Source organism: Psychrobacter raelei (assembly GCF_022631235.3).
GTDB classification, from domain to species: domain Bacteria; phylum Pseudomonadota; class Gammaproteobacteria; order Pseudomonadales; family Moraxellaceae; genus Psychrobacter; species Psychrobacter raelei.
This window is the reverse complement of the sequence record NZ_CP093310.2, coordinates 2,342,899-2,361,178: the sequence shown is the minus strand read 5'-3', so window position 1 is coordinate 2,361,178 and position 18,280 is coordinate 2,342,899. Positions and strand designations below refer to the sequence as shown.

At 38.9% G+C, this 18,280-nt stretch carries 15 protein-coding genes, 1 pseudogene and 1 other annotated feature; of the genes and pseudogenes, 13 read left to right on the top strand and 3 right to left on the bottom strand.

Annotated features, from left to right (window positions below):
• Positions 1 to 100 precede the first annotated feature (100 nt).
• From MN210_RS09915 to MN210_RS09900, 4 genes are all read left to right on the top strand, one after another.
• Positions 101 to 1,372: an LD-carboxypeptidase gene (locus MN210_RS09915; protein WP_338412140.1), complete on the top strand. Its 1,272-nt coding sequence runs from the start codon at positions 101 to 103 to the stop codon at positions 1,370 to 1,372.
• Positions 1,373 to 1,492: 120 nt separating this feature from the next.
• Positions 1,493 to 2,425 (top strand): hypothetical protein, encoded by a 933-nt coding sequence (locus tag MN210_RS09910; protein WP_338412139.1) that lies wholly within the window; start codon positions 1,493 to 1,495, stop codon positions 2,423 to 2,425.
• A gap of 323 nt (positions 2,426 to 2,748) precedes the next feature.
• On the top strand, positions 2,749 to 4,020 hold the full coding sequence (locus tag MN210_RS09905; RefSeq protein WP_338412138.1) for a YeeE/YedE family protein: 1,272 nt from the start codon (positions 2,749 to 2,751) through the stop codon (positions 4,018 to 4,020).
• A gap of 319 nt (positions 4,021 to 4,339) precedes the next feature.
• Positions 4,340 to 4,678 (top strand): hypothetical protein, encoded by a 339-nt coding sequence (locus tag MN210_RS09900; protein ID WP_110816867.1) that lies wholly within the window; start codon positions 4,340 to 4,342, stop codon positions 4,676 to 4,678.
• Positions 4,679 to 5,058: 380 nt separating this feature from the next.
• Here the strand turns inward: MN210_RS09900 and MN210_RS09895 are convergent, their stop codons facing one another.
• Positions 5,059 to 6,480, bottom strand: a complete 1,422-nt coding sequence (locus MN210_RS09895; RefSeq protein WP_338412137.1) for a hypothetical protein — start codon at positions 6,478 to 6,480, stop codon at positions 5,059 to 5,061.
• Between the two features lie 697 nt (positions 6,481 to 7,177).
• Here MN210_RS09895 and MN210_RS09890 point away from each other — a divergent pair.
• The 7 genes from MN210_RS09890 (at position 7,178) to MN210_RS09860 (ending at position 15,470) form a co-directional block, all read left to right on the top strand.
• A complete protein-coding gene (locus MN210_RS09890) occupies positions 7,178 to 8,092 on the top strand; it encodes a YagK/YfjJ domain-containing protein (protein WP_241878433.1) in 915 nt (304 codons plus the stop codon).
• Between the two features lie 467 nt (positions 8,093 to 8,559).
• Positions 8,560 to 9,552 carry a DUF932 domain-containing protein gene (locus MN210_RS09885; protein ID WP_338412136.1) on the top strand — a complete coding sequence of 331 codons (993 nt, stop codon included), beginning with the start codon at positions 8,560 to 8,562 and terminating at the stop codon, positions 9,550 to 9,552.
• 88 nt (positions 9,553 to 9,640) lie between these two features.
• A complete protein-coding gene (locus tag MN210_RS09880; protein ID WP_241878432.1) occupies positions 9,641 to 10,678 on the top strand; it encodes a YqaJ viral recombinase family nuclease in 1,038 nt (345 codons plus the stop codon).
• Between the two features lie 101 nt (positions 10,679 to 10,779).
• A complete protein-coding gene (locus MN210_RS09875; protein ID WP_241878431.1) occupies positions 10,780 to 11,688 on the top strand; it encodes a recombination directionality factor in 909 nt (302 codons plus the stop codon).
• Between the two features lie 249 nt (positions 11,689 to 11,937).
• Positions 11,938 to 13,157 (top strand): IS3 family transposase gene (locus MN210_RS09870; protein ID WP_406947902.1). Its coding sequence is split into 2 segments (ribosomal slippage): positions 11,938 to 12,214 and positions 12,214 to 13,157, totalling 1,221 coding nucleotides; the frame shifts between segments, so codons are not numbered across the junction.
• Positions 12,213 to 12,329: a sequence feature (AL1L pseudoknot), on the top strand. Its footprint overlaps the gene before it by 117 nt.
• Before the next feature lie 68 nt (positions 13,158 to 13,225).
• Positions 13,226 to 13,420: a helix-turn-helix transcriptional regulator gene (locus MN210_RS09865; protein ID WP_425605601.1), complete on the top strand. Its 195-nt coding sequence runs from the start codon at positions 13,226 to 13,228 to the stop codon at positions 13,418 to 13,420.
• A 412-nt stretch (positions 13,421 to 13,832) separates the two neighbouring features.
• Entirely contained in the window at positions 13,833 to 15,470 is a 1,638-nt protein-coding gene (locus MN210_RS09860) for an RNA-binding domain-containing protein (protein ID WP_338412135.1), read from the top strand.
• 539 nt (positions 15,471 to 16,009) lie between these two features.
• Here the strand turns inward: MN210_RS09860 and MN210_RS09855 are convergent.
• Positions 16,010 to 16,438: a PaaI family thioesterase gene (locus MN210_RS09855; protein WP_241878426.1), complete on the bottom strand. Its 429-nt coding sequence runs from the start codon at positions 16,436 to 16,438 to the stop codon at positions 16,010 to 16,012.
• A gap of 329 nt (positions 16,439 to 16,767) precedes the next feature.
• Positions 16,768 to 16,881, bottom strand: a pseudogene (locus tag MN210_RS09850) (IS1595 family transposase); the annotation flags it as partial.
• Positions 16,882 to 16,955: 74 nt separating this feature from the next.
• Here MN210_RS09850 and MN210_RS09845 point away from each other — a divergent pair.
• Both MN210_RS09845 and MN210_RS09840 read left to right on the top strand, forming a co-directional pair.
• On the top strand, positions 16,956 to 17,615 hold the full coding sequence (locus tag MN210_RS09845; RefSeq protein WP_241878425.1) for a DUF1819 family protein: 660 nt from the start codon (positions 16,956 to 16,958) through the stop codon (positions 17,613 to 17,615).
• A 48-nt stretch (positions 17,616 to 17,663) separates the two neighbouring features.
• Positions 17,664 to 18,278 (top strand): BREX protein BrxB domain-containing protein, encoded by a 615-nt coding sequence (locus tag MN210_RS09840; RefSeq protein WP_241878424.1) that lies wholly within the window; start codon positions 17,664 to 17,666, stop codon positions 18,276 to 18,278.
• The last annotated feature ends 2 nt before the right edge of the window (positions 18,279 to 18,280 follow it).

The window sequence follows — 18,280 nt, the reverse complement described above, 5'->3', positions numbered from 1 at the left end:
CAGCTGTCGGTATATTTTGGGTTCAAGAAATGATACAAGTTATGACCGAACGTTTATCAGACTATATAATGGGCGCAATTTTGTGAAAATTGAGGGTGTCATGAATAAAAACACGATTTTAGTCACTGTCGATCAATCTGTGCAACAGCACACGGCCAAACGACTAAAAAAGCAAGCTGTGCAAGACCAAGCACAGATACCTGCCAAGCTTAAAGCAGTGGATATACATGCTAAATCTGTTCAGACAGCCCCTTTAAATCGCAGACGTTTTTTGGAAATGACCGCGCTGGGCGGCTTAGGGCTGTTCTCGTATCATGCTAAGGCCGCATTAACCCTGCCACAGGGAGCACTAACAACACAGAGTTTGGATATAGAAGATACATCGACACACAACCGCTTGAGCTGTATTACCCCGACTATTAGTACTCGAATTTTTGCCAGCTCTAATACAGGTGTGGATGAGGCCCGTAATGTCTTGGGTTTACAGCGCTTGACTTGTGCTGGATTTGATATCAAAAATCCTGAAATATTAAGGCGCAGGTATTTGCGGTTCGGCGGTACAGACCAGCAGCGCATCAGCGACTTACAGAACATGGCCACTGGCGCCATTGAAGTACCCAAACTGCTATTGGCAGCCCGAGGCGGCTATGGGGCCATGCGTCTTTTGGAGCAGGTGAATTGGCAAAGCCTGGGTGATCAGATGCGTGAAAAAGGTACGATTTTGGCAGGTTTTAGTGATGTGACCGCCGTGCAATGTGCACTGTTGGCTCAAGGCAAAATGAGCAGCTTGGCGGCACCCATGCTATATAGCGAGTTTGGCAAAAAGCAGCCGGATGTGGTCAGTTGCCAAGGCTTTATTGATGCCATTACCCAGCCAAAGCTCAAAATAAGTTTGCCGCAGCAAGACATTTCAATGCTAAAAGCACCTATGACAGGCACGCTATGGGGCGGCAACTTAAGTGTGGTATCGGCGCTGGCAGGTAGCCCTTATATACCTAATCCTGAAGGCGGAATTGTGTTTTTAGAAGATGTGGGGGAGCAGCCCTATCAAGTAGAGCGTATGCTATATAGCTTATATTTATCGGGTGCCTTTAAACGTCAGCAAGCTATTGTGCTTGGCGCCTTTAGTGGGACAGGGCAGGACAGTTATGATGCCCGCTATGACATGAGTTTGGTTGTTAAACAGTTAAAACAGATAACCCACTTACCTGTATTTACCGGCCTTCCATTTGGCCATGTGGCTCGTAAACAAAGCTTCCCACTGGGCGCGCAATGCCAGTTAAGTGCCTCTGATACTGGTATTGAGCTTGAGTTTAGCGGCTACCCAACCATAGCTGGCGAGTTGATTTATCCTGAAGGATTATGGCGCTAGATCACGGCTAAGAAATATTAACGTATTAGGCATAATACTTTACATTAAAGTACTAAAGATCAGTTTTCATTGAGCTATTATTGGAGGTCAATAAATAATTAAATAATAAGGATAATAAATATGTCAAATTCATCTAATAGCTCTAACGACAAGCAAGACAACAGCATCAATAAAGCTTTGGAGTCTCTTGAGAATACAACAGAAACTACCAGCAATGAAGAAGTTGTGGGTGTAGAAGTTGTGAAAGGCGATAAAATTATTTATGAAGAGGGCGATTTTGAAGAATTTAATAAAGCGCAGGATTTAGACTCTGATTCAGATAATTTGGCACAAGATTCAGCCGATTCTGATAAAGATGATGCCAGTCAAGTATCTAAAAAACAACAGGCCTCATCAGCTAATAAAGATCAAGAGTCTAATGATTCTAAAGAGACTGATTCCAAAAAAGATAATTCAGAGGCTGATGAACAAGACAGTGAATCTGACGACGAGCAAGCTAAAGACGAGCAGTCTGAAGATAACCAAAAAGATTCAGAAAGCAATGACTCTGATCAAGAAGGCTCAGGCAAAGATAAATATACCGCTGCTATCGCCAACCTGTATCAGTGGGCGGCTAAGCTAAAAGATGAGTTCATCACAGACAAAAAATCTGGCTTAGCAGACAGCGCTGAGTCTAAACAAGAATCAGACCCAGCAGATAGCGATAAGCAAGCGGAATCTGATAACTCAGATAACAAAGACAGCTCTGAGAAACAGGATTCTGAACAAGAGGATAAGCACAGCGTCTCAATTGCCAATATCTATCAATGGGCTGCAAAGTTAAAAGAAGATTTTGCCTCTGAAGCTTCTAATGTTACCCATGATGTGTCCGAAAAAGCCCTAGCTATGATGCTCACTAAGCTGCTTAATGCTGCACAGAGCGAGCTTAAAGCGTTTGATGCAAAGCTTGATGGGGCAGAATCGCCTACAGAAAATTCAGAAGAGGAGCGTAGCAAGATTGCAGCCAAGAAAGACAAATATCAGGGTATGATTGATTTACTGCAAGGTGAATAATAAATTATATTATCGTAATTGAGCCGCTCAATCTGATTTTTAATAGTTTAATGACAAGGCCTAAGATGATCTTTTTAGATTGTCTTGGGCTTTTTTTATTGAACCTAGATTGGTGAGTTTCTGTGAATTTCGCTTATAACTCAGTACTTATAGCTTACTTATTTTTATCGTAGGTGGTAGTAAGTCACAAGTGTTGAGATAATAGGCAGCTTAACTTAATCAACGTGTGTTGATAGTCCTAACAACACAGTAAATACACCCCATTAATTATTAAGCTACATAGCGGATAATTTCAGCTAGGTAGGGATTAATGGGATAATATTATGACTATAACAAATACTCAGTCAATCACTGAGAGGCTAAGCTCCAATAGACGTAACCCCAAATCCATAAATAATTTGACCTTAGATCCGCCTCAGAAGGGTCTAATAGCAGGAGCTAGTATCGTCGGTTTAGCATTGCTAGTGTATTTGCTACTGACACAACCTGTGGCCCAGCCAATGCTGCTTATCATTGGTCTACTATTGGGCTATACCTTATTTCATGCAAGGTTTGGTTTTACCTCCGCTTTTAGACGCATGACATCGGTAGGGAATGGTCAAGCATTACGCGCGCACATGCTTATGTTAGCGGTTGCGGTTACTTTATTTGCACCTATATTAGCCTATGGCACGACGTTTTTTGGTGGAGATGTCTCAGGCTATGTTCCTCCATTGGGGGTTAGCCTTATTGTCGGCTCATTCATGTTTGGTATTGGTATGCAATTAGGCGGTGGCTGTGCTTCTGGTACACTTTACGCAGTTGGTGGTGGCCGTTCTGTGATGTTTGTTACCTTACTGTTCTTTATTATTGGGTCAACCATTGGTGCTTGTCACCTCCCATTTTGGACCGAGCAAATGCCTTCATTGGCACCGGTGTCATTGGCAACCTCAACAGGATTAGGTTATGGCAGTGCATGGCTTCTATCATTGGCAATATTTGGGGCGATTGCTTGGATTACTATATTAATAGAGAAGAAAAAGCACCCACCTAGAATGGCCCCATTACCAACAGCTCGTGGCTGGAAACGACTATTTAGAGGGTCATGGCAATTATTTGCAGCAGCCATTGCGTTGGCGGTATTGAATGCGTTGACTTTAATCACACGCGGTCAGCCTTGGGGTATTACGTCTGCGTTTGCTTTATGGGGCTCAAAAGCTGCCAGCCTAATGGGCGTAGACGTTGCCAGTTGGGGCTATTGGCAAGGTGCGAATGCAGCCGCTTTGCAATCTTCAGTGTTTGCTGATTCAACAACCGTATTAAACTTGGGTATTATACTTGGTGCCTTTATTGCCTCAGCAGCAGGCGGACTATTTAAATTCACCCAAATTACTGTGGGTAATTTTGCCGCTTCTGTTATTGGTGGTCTGTTAATGGGCTATGGTGCTCGATTAGCATTTGGCTGTAATATCGGTGCTTATTTTGGGGGTATCGCCTCTTTTAGTTTACATGGTTATATTTGGGGCGTGCTAGCATTGGCAGGTACTTTCTTAGCCTTATACTTACGTCCACTATTTGGATTGTCTGTTCCTAAACCAACCGATAGTTTCTGTTAATTGCAATTAGGATTAATCAATAAATTTAACAATTCACACCTAAGAAAGAGCTGAAAATTTCAGCTCTTTTTTTATGCCTATCAGTTTAGATTAAGGCTGTGTTATCTTTAGAAATCACTGAATACTCATAACTTAGATTGAAACCAAAATAATAACTTACTAATTTTTGGAATAGGGGTATTGATACTTTTGCTGTCATTTCCATTAATTCTTAAATTTGTACTGTCTACGGTGAGTCGTTAACTAAGAGTAAAGTTGATAGTTAATACATAAACGGCTGCAACCTCAATTCGAACCTTGAAATTAAGGAGGTTTTAAAATGATAAGAGCCAAAAATGAACATGGCTATGTATATATATATTCTAAATACACTGTTTCAAGGTTTACTGATAACCAAACTGAAACGCTTTATCTTTGTAGCGCTCCCTATCATGTTGGGCTAATAGTATTAAAAGAAGATGAGATTTTTGACATAGTTGTATTAAAAGATAACTATATTCATTTATCTAAAATAGAGAGTGGATATCGTCAGAATGATATTATGCACCCTGTTTTATATGATATATATAGTGATAATTGGGAAAACTACGAATCGATCGTTGAAGGAGTTCATGATACTTGGCTTCTTTTTGAAGAAAAGCTAGGGCATCGTCCTTAGTAGGCTAGGCTTATAACCATAATTTTCGGGCTCAAAATTTAAAACCAACCCACAAAGAAAAAAGGCTTCCAAGTTATTGGAAGCCTTTTTAATATATGGTACCCGGAGCCGGAACCATATATTAAACATAAGTAAATGATTTACAGGTATTTAATTTATTATTTAAAACCTAGTGTACATGATAGTGTACATCATATGAAATGTTTAAGATATTAATTTTCTGATTCAATCTAATCAATTACTTATCTTTAGCTACTTAGTACTTAATAATTTACAATCAGAAATTTGGAATATATTATCAGAAAGCAATACGAAACACGATTCAGATGGAATTTATTGGAATAAATCTTTTAATAGAATGAATTGAGTTTGAATACAGATTATCGTTTTGCCATAGCACTTAATAGAGCATCTCTTAGACTTGTATGTTTATTAATTTTATCTAGTTTTTTTTCTGAGTCTTTGATGATTTTTTCTGTTTCAGCAGACTCTTCGGATTCGGTAACATCAACAGGCTCAACAGGCTCAACAGGCTCAACAGGCTCAACAGGCTCAACAGGCTCAACAGGCTCAACAGGCTCAACAGGCTCAACAGGCTCAACAGGCTCAACAGGCTCAATAGGCTCGCCTATAACAGCCTTTTCTAATGCTTCCTTTGCTTTAGTAGGCCGTCTGCCGCTAATAAGCTCATTTATTTCCGATACCTCATTTTTGTCCTCTAAGTTAATTTTTTTAATGATTGCCTCTACGACTTTTTTAGGAGTGGCATCCAGTTGATTTGATAGCTCAATAATTATGCTATGAGCATTTTTATTAAGAGTAAGGCTACGGTCTTTTTCTATAGCAGATCTAGCCTTTCTATTCTCCCGTGAAATTCTTGCATTTTTTAATAGTTTGATAATTTCGTATGCACTAAGCCCTGCGAACTTTTTCTTAGTTTTTTTATTGGTATCAACATCTGTAGGCTCATTGGAAGAGCGGAATGGTTTACCGGCATTAGAATTAGCATTACTTTTCAGAGATTTTGTGCTCTGTTTGTCCCAGTGATTATATTGCTGTATATCTAAAGAAGCTTTAATTAGTGCAGTTTTGTCTTTTTTGATCACTGGTTCAAATATACCAACAAGTACAAGTATTTCTTCATCTCTAAACCTTTCAAGAATAGCATCGATTTCATCTAAAGGTAGTTTATTAAGCCAATTCAAATGATGATCGGCAATACGGCTTGAAACGTAACTACCTTGATGATAATTAAATGCAGTTCGATGGCTAACCGGTAAATCAAATTCTTTTTGATTTTGGTCGAGTGCTATTTTAATTATCAGAGCCGTATCTCCTCTGCTCCCACACCCATAAATATCTATCACATGTAGTAAGCGGTTAGTAAATTCAGCTTCAGAAGTAGATCGTAGATATTTCAATAGGTGTTTACGATTTGAACGATCGAAGGCGGCCATAAAATAGCTAAGCCATATTGCAGCTCTCAACTCAGTTTTTATCCATAACAAATCGTTATCACTAATAAGTATTTTATGTACATTACTCCCTATTATTTGAGCAATATCGTTAGGGTTTTTCTTCTTTCTTAGAGTATCCATCAAGCATCTATGCACTTCAGTTTTATCTGGTAAATCTAATATACCAAGGTTTCGTGCAATACTTTCAGTTTCATAAAGCGCAAGAGAATAGTAGAAGACATAAGCTTGTCTCAATGTGAGTTTTTTAACTAAGTGATTCCAAAGAGGATCGCCTTTATACCTACTTCCATACAACTCTTCGATAATATCCATAGAATTACTCATCGTAAAAACTCTATAAAATCGGTTTAAGAACCGTAAAAAAAACGTCGGTTTAAAGTATAAAAAAATAATTAAAAGCGTAATAAAAACGTATTAGAAATAAGTCGTTTTCCTATGAAATATATAGGATGAGATAGTAAATAGTGCTTTTTATTAAGATAACTCTATATCGATAATAAACTTAATTCTTATGTGTGACAATATTTAATCGCAAATAGCTCTTTTTTTATTAAATAAAATTGTTTTGACAGTGCAATAAGCTGTTCTGTCTGATTGTTCATATAACATTACATATCAGGTTCGTTACATTGACTTCTTAATAAATTGATTTTTTATCAACCATTTTTTTGGTTCATGATATTAGTCCGGTGACACTGAATATTTATCAAAGCTGGTGATGGCTGATAGATTCAAAATAACAGTCTAATAGATCTATTTGAAAATCTTTATTTGATAACCTTTAGTTTTGAGTATTAGATGTTAGGCGAGAGCTAACTCCATTTTTTATAATCTGTTCTAAACTCTCGTGTTACCAATATATAAACTGTATATACGAGGAAGTAGACCGAACAGTAGCGCGATTTGCTTAGTGGGATATATATATTATTAATTAATAGTTAATATTTTTTAGTAAAAAAAAACACGTTCCATTGATAGTTATGAACAGCAACCTCAACCTTAAAATCAATGGAGCACACTCATGTCACATTCACTCATTAATCAATCACAACTTATTGCTAGTATTGATAGGCTCGTTAGAGACGTCGTATTTCAATCTGTCAATTTTGACGATATTAGAAATCGTTTGAACGCTTTATATTCGCCCTTCATGCAAATTCTAAATGCTGATTTATTTTACTCGCAAACTATCGACTCATTTGTCTACAGTACCGATGCTATTGTTGGTGATTCATACCCATCCGATGTTATTTGGGACCACGGCAAAACACAGCAGTTCATTAATACCATAGCTTGTTATAAACATAACATTGAGACCGAGGATAACGCTTGGATCTATCAAGAGACCCAGAATAGGAAGAATCTTCAAAGATATGTTAGAAACTTGCTGAACCACTACTCAAGGTTATTATTCGTTCGAGTTGACTTGAAGTATCCGAAAGAAACCAGTCATATGGTGACGATCGAAGATTTCAATCTTCATATGACTAAGCTCAGAGAATTCATAGGAAATAAAAAGACATGCTTTGAGCATTTGCAAGGCAATGCATGGGCATTAGAGCAAGGGCATGAGAATGGCGGTCTACATTGCCACCTACTGCTTATCTATGATGGCTCAGAACGACAAAACGATTGGTATTTGGCTGAAGAGGTAGGTAAAAGATGGCAAAAGATAACCAGTGGTATTGGCGCTTACTATAACGGTCATTACACTGAGAATAAGCAGGAATTCGAGAAAAATGGCACATTAGGTATCGGTATGATCCACCGAGATAACTTTAAGCAGGTAGAAAATGCTGTCTGTACAGCCTTGTACTTAACCAAACCTGACAAGAAAGGGCAACAATTAAAAGTGTGGCTTCCCGGTATGCGCACCTTTGGTCACGGCGTATATCGAACATCTAAACGTCGTGGATTACCGCCCATAACAAACTAATTTCAAATACATACTACATTCATGAGATCTAGCGTTAGTCACTTAACGCTTATCCAATAACCAAACTTATGAGCATCATTTAGGTCTGCAATAGCAGGCCTTTTTTATGCCCTAAACTTAAGGAGCACTTATGAAGCAAGTATGTCCACATTGTCAGTCAGTTGACGTATATGAGATGACTGGCTATAGCGACCTATTGAAAGATGGGATTGCATCCCCTGCAATACTTATTCCGTTAAGTATCAGCCTATGTCGGTCACTTAACATTAACCCTGGTATTGGCGTTGTAGTTGGTAGCGCCTTAGTCGCTGTCATTAAGCAAGTTCGACCAGAGCAATCATCAATCCCTTTATTAAACACATCACAATACCGCTGTAATCATTGTTCGTACGTTTTTCATAGATTCAATTAATCAACTATTTAACTAGCGCATTAGTTATCAACTACTTACTTAAGGAAATAATTTTATGGCACATTTATTAGAAAGCATGGCATACGTTGGCGAAACCCCTTGGCATGGCTTAGGTAATCAGTTACCTAAAAACCAGCCACTTGAGGTGTGGGCTAAAAAAGCAGGTATGGACTGGCGTATTGAGTCCTCAGACGTTAGTTACATGGCAACCAACGATAAAGGCCAAAACCTGATCATGCCGTTTGATAGCAATAAGGTATTGTATCGCAGTGATACCTTAGAGGCATTATCAGTGGTCAGCCAAAGGTATCAAGAGGTTCAGCCTGAGGAGATACTAGAGTTTTATCGTGACTTAACTGAGCAAGCAGACTTTGAGCTTGAAACAGCAGGAGTGCTTAAAGGTGGGCGCAAGCTATGGGCATTAGCCCGTACAGGTCAGTCAGCGACACTTAGAGGCGGTGATGTCAGTCATGGCTATCTGTTACTAGCAACCGCCTGTGATGGCACTCTAGCGACCACAGCGCAGTTCACCAATATTCGAGTGGTATGTAACAACACCTTAGCCATTAGTCTAGCTGATGGTAGTGGTGGTGTGGTAAAAGTGCCACACAGTACTGCATTTGATGGTGAGAAGGTAAAACGTCAGTTGGGTGTGTCTGTTAGTCAATGGGATGAGTTTAACTATGAGATGAAGCAGTTAACCAATCGACGAGTTACCCAAGCAGAAGCTGCCAATTACTTTAACCGTGTATTTAATGATACTGATGATGGCATCATTTTATTCAACACAGCCAAGCAACAAAAAGAGGCTGTGCCTAATGCACGAGCCATGAACCAAGTAATGAGCATGTTCAACGGCCAAGGTCGTGGTGCAGAATTAGCTTCAGCTAAAGATACCGCTTATGGACTGCTATCAGCTATAACTGAATATGTGGATCATGAGCGAAGAGCCATGTCGCAAGATCATAGGCTTGATTCAGCTTGGTTTGGTGCAGGAGCCAAATTAAAAGATAAAGCCAAACATGAAGCATTACGCCTAATTGCCTAAATTTACTTAATATACAACAACACTAAACCACGCCTTAGAGCGTGGTTTTTTTATGCCGTTTATTTTAACAACCATTAAGGAGTCTACAATGACAACACTTGCATTAAATAATCAAAATAAGCTAACAAAAACCCATGCTGTTAAAACCAGTACAACTGCCAAGCGATTGGTTAATACTAAAAACTTAAGTCATGATGACTGGCTTAAGATCCGTAAGCAGGGTATAGGCAGTAGTGATGCCGCTGCTGCTTGTGGCATTCACCCTTATCTATCCATGCTTGAGCTGTGGATGATTAAGACAGGTCGCATTGATTCCAATATAGATGAAGGTAGTGATGGCTATTCACCACTTTACTGGGGTAATCAGCTAGAGCCTTTGGTCGCTAAATATTACAGTGAACATACTGGTAATAAGGTGCATCGAGTGAATGCTATCTTGCAACACCCTGATCATGATAAGCACTTTATGTTAGCCAACTTAGACTATGCCGTAGTTGGTACAGATGAGGTGCAAGTACTTGAGTGTAAGACAGCAGGGGAGCATGGCGCTAGGCTTTGGAAAGATGGCGTGCCATTATACGTCGCTTGCCAAGTACAACATCAATTGGCAGTGACAGGTAAACAGGCGGCTCATATCTGTGTTCTGCTATGTGGCCATGAAACAAAGCTATTTAAAGTTGAGCGTGATGAGCGTCTCATTGCCAGCATCATCGAGCATGAGCGTTTATTCTGGCAATACGTTGAATCAGATACACCGCCTAATCCTGATCACAGCGCATCAGCAGCCAAAGCACTAAAGCTACTTTATCCAATACCTGAACCTGCCAGTAAGCTTGATTTGAGTCAGGATGAAGGTGCTAACAAATTGTTTGATGAGTTGCTAAGTTATCGTGACTATATGAGCGAGCTAGAACAGCGTCATGATCAGGTTAAGCATCAACTGCAAGCATTAATCAAAGACAATGAAGTGGCTGTATTCGATAAAGGCAGCATTTCATGGAAGCGATCAAAAGACAGCACAACCCTTGATAGCAAGGCACTGCTGAAAGCTAAGCCTGAGCTGCTCAAGCAATTTAGTAAAACCCGTCAAGGTAGCCGTCGCTTTTTAGTCAACACCAATACTTAATAAACGCATAGCAAGCCCACCATAAAGGTGGGCTTTTTTATGGCGTTAATTTTTAACAACCACTGCATAAATAAACAATAAACAAATCCAAGGAGTACATCATGATTAAAGGTCTAATTATCACCCCACCAGTTTTAGGGCGTATCAGTATAGGCGGCACCATTGAGAAAAATGGCAAACGCCTGCCTACGAAAGATGACCAGTTCACCATAACTAGCCAAGTACAAGGTAAGGAGGGCTGGATCAATCATCCGCTTGATGCCAAGTTCAGAGAGCAAAGTGACGGTAAGCTACGCAAGATACCAGTACGTATGTTGTTTAATGAGCCTGAGCTAAATCTTAGAGCAGAATACACTTTGTTTGATCGTCAAACAGGTCGCCCTGTTTGTGTCGGTGATGGGGAAAGTTGTAAAAGGCGAACCAAACAAGGTGTTGAAACACATCCTTGTCCATCGCCTGAAATGTGTACATTAGCCAAAGGAGGTGCCTGTAAGCCTTATGGCAGGCTCTATGTCAATATTAGCGAAGACGATGAGTTAGGGAGTTTTGTGTTTAGAACCACAGGCTTTAATAGTATTCGCACATTGGCAGCTAGGCTCAATTACTTCTCAGCGGTATCTAACAACAAGCTGTCTTGCTTACCACTACAACTAACACTGCGAGGTAAAAGCACGACCCAAAGCTATCGAACACCAATTTACTATGTGGATCTCACGCTAGAAGATGGGATCACTATCTTACAAGCCGTAGAGCAAGCACAGACGATGGATAATGAGCTTAAAAGCTATGGCTTTAATCAGCAAGCATTGGATATGGCTGCCAAACAAGGCTATGGCAATTCAGAGTTAGGCTTTGCTGATGAAGATACTATTGGTGTCGTCGATGAGTTTTATCCCGAGCCAATTGAGAATAATGATCTTGATCTTAAGGCTCAAAGCAAAGGGCAGGATGTGGTTCAATTTGCTGATATTGCAAGTGGCTTAAGGCAGAGCGTGTCGAGCGTGAATTAAGATCTGTCGCTTTTAAGAGCATAAAAAAGGAGCTGAAGTTCAGCTCCTTTTTTTGTGTCATACGGAAAAGCAGTATGAGATGCAGTAAAAAAATATGGGACTGCGTAACTGTATGAGCGGAGAAGCTCTTAATCAATTACACAGTAACTAATGGAGTACATTATGAACCAATTAAACAGCGCACAACCTACTGCGACTATGAACCGCCCCGGGATTGTCGGAGACTCAATTTTCTGAGAGAATACGACAATGAAAACACGAAACTATACCCCTGAAATGAAAGAGCGAGCCGTCCGTATGCTAATTGAAGCTAAAGACGACTACCCATCCACCTGGTCAGCCATCAAAGCTATAGCACCAAAGATAGGTTGCACACCTGAGACCCTACGATCATGGCATAAAAAGCACGTAGATAAAACCATTCCTGCAAACATTCAAGCTCAAAGCCAAGCGGAGCGTATCAAAGAGCTTGAACGTGAGAACAGAGAGTTAAAGCAAGCCAATGAGATTATAAAGAAAGCAGCCGCTTTTTTCGCCCAGGCGGAGCTCGACCGCAAACCCAAGTAATGGTTGATTTTATTGACGACCACAAACAACAATATGGAGTCGAGCCAATCTGTAGAGTACTACCGATTGCTCCATCCACATACTATCGTGTTAAAGAGCTAGAAGAAAGTCCTGAAAAGCGTTCACAGCGTAGTCAGCATGACGACTTCTATCTTAATGAGATTAAACGTATTTGGAAGGACAGCAAATGCCGATACGGCGCTCGTAAAGTCTGGAAACAGTTGAAGGCAGAGGGTATACATCCTGCACGTTGCACTGTAGAGCGGTTAATGCGTCAGCATGGTATGCAGGGTATTTGGCGAGGTAAGGGTAAGGTAACCACTAAGTCTCGTGATGATCAAAAGCGTGCTGATGATTTAGTTAATCGTAACTTTAATGCCCATCGCCCTAACCAGCTATGGGTTGCTGACTTTACTTACGTTAAAACATTGAGTGGTTGGGTCTATACTGCCTTTATCATTGATGTGTTTGCTCGCGCTATCGTTGGTTGGAAAGTATCAGATCGAATGAACACGGATATGGTGATGGCAGCGTTAAATCAAGCCATTGCAGACAGAAACCATCCTAAAGATGTCATTCATCATAGTGATCGCGGCGTTCAGTACTTATCCATTCGCTATACGGATAAGATGGCTGATTCTGGCGTTATTGCATCTGTTGGTACAACCGGTGATTCATACGATAATGCGTTAGCTGAAACGGTTAACGGGCTTTATAAAACAGAGGTGATTGAATATTTAAAACAGCAGTGGCGGGATGCGTATGATGTTGAATTAGCAACCCTTGAATGGGTCGATTGGTTTAACAAAACTCGCATTCATAGTACGATTGGTTATGTGTCGCCTTTTGAGTTTGAGAGACGATACTATGATAGCCTTAATGAGTCAGACAAAGCTGCCTGACTCAAGCAATCAACTCTCCGATATAGTCGGGGCGGTTCACTACTCATGAATGCAATCACATTCCGCAGTTGTTAAACATTAAGGATGTGACAAAGCACACAGGTTTAAGTCGCTCAAGCATATACGAGATGCTCAATGAGGACTCAGATCGCTACGATCCAACCTTCCCGAAGAAGGTGCAGTTAAGCAAGGTAAGGGTAGCATGGGTAGCACAGGAGATAGCTGAATGGATTAATAGTAAGATTGATCAGCGTATAGTGTAAGTATTAAACCGTCTTGCTTGAGGGTGGGGCGGTTTATTTTTTTTTGTAACTTGGTGGGTTTTTGGCTGATACGTGATATGACAAGATAATTAAAAAAGGTGAAAAACCTGTTTTTTAGGTAATAGTATGTTTTTCATTTTTTTTGAATGTATATTGACCTGATAGTTAATTAATACCATAAAGAATTAGTAGAACTAATTTTATTTGTTCTTATAGTTTATGACATCAAGTATACTTTTTTATATTAATCTATGAGCTATGCTATGTTTTAAAAATTACATCCGTCTTTTGATTCTTAAATGAATCGACTAAAGTAATATAAAACTATCCTTTTCCTTGAACTAACAGGTTAGGTAAAGGTTGTCTAACTTAATTATTACGCATACCCTTATTACATACCTAAGAGATGATCATGTTAAATGCAATTACTCAATTATCTGAGCTGTTAGACTCTAATGAAGATGAGGTTGTTGAATTTAAAGAAGCGAAAACACAGTACGACTTTAAGAAGTTATGTAAATATTTTTCAGCATTAAGTAATGAGGCGAATCTTAAGGCAAAAAAATATGCATGGCTAGTTTTAGGTGTTAATGATGATAAGCATGTCATTGGAACACAAGCATATCCAGAAAGCTCACATTTAGATAAATTAAAAAAAGATGTAGCTGACCGTATGACAGGGCGAGTCACTTTTACAGATATTTATGAAGTCAGCCATCCTAATGGTAGAGTACTCATGTTTCAGATACCACCTGCACCGCAAGGAATGCCTATTGCATCTGATGGACATTATTATGGTCGAGATGGATCCTCGCTTGGTGCGCTAAATATCAATGAGCTTGAGAGTATACGTGCGCCAATAGAGTCTGATTGGAGCCGGCATATTATTCCTAATGCTGATATTGAAGACCTAGACGTTGATGCCATTGCATTTGCCAGACAAAGGTTTACTGAAAAAAACCCAAAGCTTAGAAATGACATAGAGCATTGGGATGATCGTACATTTTTAGATAAGGCTAAGCTTACATTTAAGGGTCAAATCACTCGCACTGCTATTTTGCTAATTGGTAAAAGTGAATCTGAATATTTTATCAATCCTGCTTCTGCGAAAATAACTTGGATACTTAAGGATAAAGACGGTATTGAAAAGGACTATGAACATTTTACTTGTCCTTTACTTCTGGCAGTCGATAAGGTTTATAGCAAGATTCGTAATCTAAAGTACCGTTATATGCAAGCTAATACCTTGTTTCCAGAGGAAGTTGAGCAATATGATCCGTATCTAATTCGTGAATCACTTAATAATGCGATTGCTCATCAAGATTATGAGCGAGGCGGTCGCATTACAATCGTTGAGTTTGAAGATGGTAAGTTAATAGTAAAAAATGAAGGGCGTTTCATCCCTATCAGTGTTGAAGCTGTTGTGAAGCAAGATGCTCCTGAGCATCGCTATCGCAATAAGTTTTTAGCAGAAGCGATGGTTAATCTAAATATGATAGATACTATTGGCAGTGGAATTAAAAAAATGTTTACGATTCAACGTGACAAGTTCTTTCCGTTACCAGAGTATGATTTAACCAACAATAAAGTAGAGGTGACTATATATGGCAAGGTAATGGATTTGGCTTATGCACAAAAGTTGGCGCAAGCACCTGACTTATCGCTTGAAGATATCATCCTACTCGATAAAGTACAAAAAGGGAAAGCTTTGAGTGATAGTGAAGCAAAATATCTTAGAGATCGTCAACTGATTGAAGGTAGGAAGCCAAACTATCATATTAGTAAACATATCGCAGAACAGACCGATGAGATGGCAAGTTATATTAAGCATAAAGGTCTTAATAACCAGTACTATAAGGATGTTATTTTACAATGTCTTGAAGAGTACGGTGCAGTAAAACGTTCGGTATTTGATGAAGTTCTATTTGATAAGTTACCAGCTGTGTTATCTAAACAGCAGAAAAAAGATAAAGTACGTAACTTGTTACAAGATCTAAGGCGGCAAGATAAAATCGCTGTAGAAGGTAAAACATGGAAGCTAAAAGATTAATTAGTTATTTGATATGTGATTTTAGACATTCAAGTTTAACTCTAGACATTTAGCTTATTTTTTTAGACATTCAAGTCTAGTTTTAGACATTTAGCTTATTTTTTTAGACATTCAAGTCTAGTTTTAGACATTTAGCTTATTTTTTTAGACATTCAAGTCTAGTTTTAGACATTTAGCTTATTTTTTTAGACATTCAAGTCTAGTTTTAGACATTTAGCTTGTTTATTTAGACATTCAAGCCTAATTGTAGATTAATCCTAGACCTTAGAATGTAAAATTTCAGTTCATGAAATGAAAACGTGATCTCGATTAAAGTAGTTTAGATTTGTATCTACTCTTGCGTAAAGCTTCTAAAATCTAAGCTATATCTACATTTTTTGTACCCTGGTGTGTACACCAGTAAAAATTGGTAAGGAGCAAGCCTTTATAACGAAAGGCTTGCTCCTTAATTTTACGGCTCCCCTATAGGGAACTAAGCCAGTAAAGACGCCTGATCTATTTCACTAGGATTTGAGCAAAGGGCTTTAAGTTGATATCTTTTACATATTTTCAGACTTGTTCTTGGTTGGTGGTACTGAGTAGGTTCCCACAACATGGGCAACTAATTCGTCAGATCCATCTGAGTATAAAGAAACCTCACCTACGACTAGACTCCTTCCCACTTTTAGCAGTTTGCACTCAGCAATAATACGTGATTTTGCAGTGGGCTTACGTAAAAAGTTGATAGTTAAACTTGTGGTGACTGCTAACGGTACTATGCCAATTCTACCTAAGATAGCTACATAAAGAGCCACATCAGCAATTCCCATCATTACAGGTCCCGATACAGTACCCCCAGGTCTCAACTCATCTATACCAATATCATGGGATAAAATTGACCCACTGCTATTTACTGCCTCAATCTTGTACTTTGCTTGAGGGAACTCAGACTTCATGAACTCAGCTATCTCTTCCTTGATTGCTGACATAGGGCTTCCTTTAATTTAACTGTTATTGGTACTTCTATTCTATCCTAACTTTTTGCCTCAACGCGACAGAAAAGTCATGGAGCTATTTAGGTTGCTTTCTAAGCCTTACCGTTTACCCCTTTAAACTTATTAACAAAAGCCAATTTTTTCTGAAAAACGCTTTATTTTTTTTGGGTCGAATAACGCTGAAAGTGGCATCTACTAGGGTTTCAAAGCCTTAAGTGGTATTGACCTGACTACTAATGATAAGTTATTTCTCTGGCAGTTTGATATCATATCTATTTAAATTAAGGGGTGGTCTTATATTGCTGGTTAAATTCCTAATTAACCTATTGATTAAATCGTAATAATTGCGATTCTCGGTCACTGTGATTAAAACGCCACTCACACTCCTTTAAGTAGAGATGAAAATGCTCTTTTGGAACGGTATTAAAATTACGTAATAGCATGAACAGGATCTTTAATTATAAAAACTCCTGATATTATTATAAAAGCAACTTTCGAAACAAAATAAAGAGTGACGAAACAGTTATTTAAATCAATTCAAGTTTTTAATAATCGGAATCAATGCACCATAGGAGATATAACCATTAAAAACTATAAGATGTCATACACTGCTGCACCGATATTGCCTAGTGAATGTATATCTCTGGCGAGTGAATATATTAAGCTAGGAGATTGGGACTTAGTTAAAAAATCAGCGATAGAGCAAAACTTAATTCAAGCACGGGCATTGGGCTCTCTAAAGAGGATTGTGCATGAGCTTATCTATCGCTTAAAAAGTTTAGATAAAAAAGAGCTAGAGTGGCTTATAGAAGCTAATCAACAAGAGCAGCTGTATATGCTGTGGCTTACTATTTGTAGAAGCTATCGGTTTATTGCTGAGTTCTCAGATGAGGTGCTAAGGGAGCAGTTCATAACCTTTAACTTAGTGCTTAATCATGAAGATTATGATTTGTTCTTTAGGCACAAAGCTGACTGGCATGCTGAGCTTGATGAATTAAGTGACTTAACGAAGCAAAAAGTTCGACAGGTCTTGTTTAAAATGTTAACAGAAGCGAACCTGATAGACTCTAACAATATGATTCAGCAAGCAAATTTAAGTTTAGAGCTTAAGCAGATGATACTAAATAGAAGACCTGATGAGCTGAGATTCTTCCCAATGTTCAGCGATTAGCTGTCGAATTTATTTCGAAATATAGGTACATTAATAAGGCAATACCCCATGTCAATTACAAACAATCTTAACTCTAGTAAGTCAGTATACGATCATCTATTCGGGATTATCTCTGGTGATAGATTTTTAAGCATGCAAAGCATAGGTAATGAGGTTCCATTTTATATATGCCCTTTTTTACCTGAAGATGCAAGCGAGATGAGTAAAATCCAGAAACAGCTTTCAAATCGTTTGAATAACCAGGGTGTTACGGTCCTAACAATTAACCTATATGATTTATCTATAGAGATTTTAAAAGAAATAGACGTTTGGGACAGATTGTTAGAGATTGAGCAAACGGTTGAAAAAGAACAGCTTAAAGAGCTGTTACAGGGTGTATTAGACCCAGAGACTCATTTGGTCCCCGCTATAGCAAAAAAACTAGAAGAGGCTGCTGGATTTGAAGTACTATTTTTAACTGGGGTGGGTGAGGTTTTCCCATACATTCGCTCTCATAATGTACTGAATAATTTACAAAGTACGGCTAAAGAACGACCAACCGTTATATTTTTTCCAGGGGCCTATACCCACTCGATTGAGTCGGGTGCATCATTAGACTTATTTGATAGGCTGCATGATGATAAGTATTACCGAGCATTTAATATTTTCCACTGCGAAGCATAATA

Excerpts from the sequence above, each read along its gene's own strand:
- MN210_RS09915 (WP_338412140.1), top strand. The coding sequence starts at position 101 with ATGAATAAAAACACGATTTTAGTCACTGTCGATCAATCTGTGCAACAG.
- MN210_RS09855 (WP_241878426.1), bottom strand. The coding sequence starts at position 16,438 with ATGTCAGCAATCAAGGAAGAGATAGCTGAGTTCATGAAGTCTGAGTTC.
- MN210_RS09885 (WP_338412136.1), top strand. The coding sequence starts at position 8,560 with ATGGCACATTTATTAGAAAGCATGGCATACGTTGGCGAAACCCCTTGG.
- MN210_RS09910 (WP_338412139.1), top strand. The coding sequence starts at position 1,493 with ATGTCAAATTCATCTAATAGCTCTAACGACAAGCAAGACAACAGCATC.
- MN210_RS09860 (WP_338412135.1), top strand. The coding sequence starts at position 13,833 with ATGTTAAATGCAATTACTCAATTATCTGAGCTGTTAGACTCTAATGAA.
- MN210_RS09890 (WP_241878433.1), top strand. The coding sequence starts at position 7,178 with ATGTCACATTCACTCATTAATCAATCACAACTTATTGCTAGTATTGAT.
- MN210_RS09875 (WP_241878431.1), top strand. The coding sequence starts at position 10,780 with ATGATTAAAGGTCTAATTATCACCCCACCAGTTTTAGGGCGTATCAGT.
- MN210_RS09840 (WP_241878424.1), top strand. The coding sequence starts at position 17,664 with ATGTCAATTACAAACAATCTTAACTCTAGTAAGTCAGTATACGATCAT.
- MN210_RS09905 (WP_338412138.1), top strand. The coding sequence starts at position 2,749 with ATGACTATAACAAATACTCAGTCAATCACTGAGAGGCTAAGCTCCAAT.
- MN210_RS09880 (WP_241878432.1), top strand. The coding sequence starts at position 9,641 with ATGACAACACTTGCATTAAATAATCAAAATAAGCTAACAAAAACCCAT.
- MN210_RS09895 (WP_338412137.1), bottom strand. The coding sequence starts at position 6,480 with ATGAGTAATTCTATGGATATTATCGAAGAGTTGTATGGAAGTAGGTAT.
- MN210_RS09900 (WP_110816867.1), top strand. The coding sequence starts at position 4,340 with ATGATAAGAGCCAAAAATGAACATGGCTATGTATATATATATTCTAAA.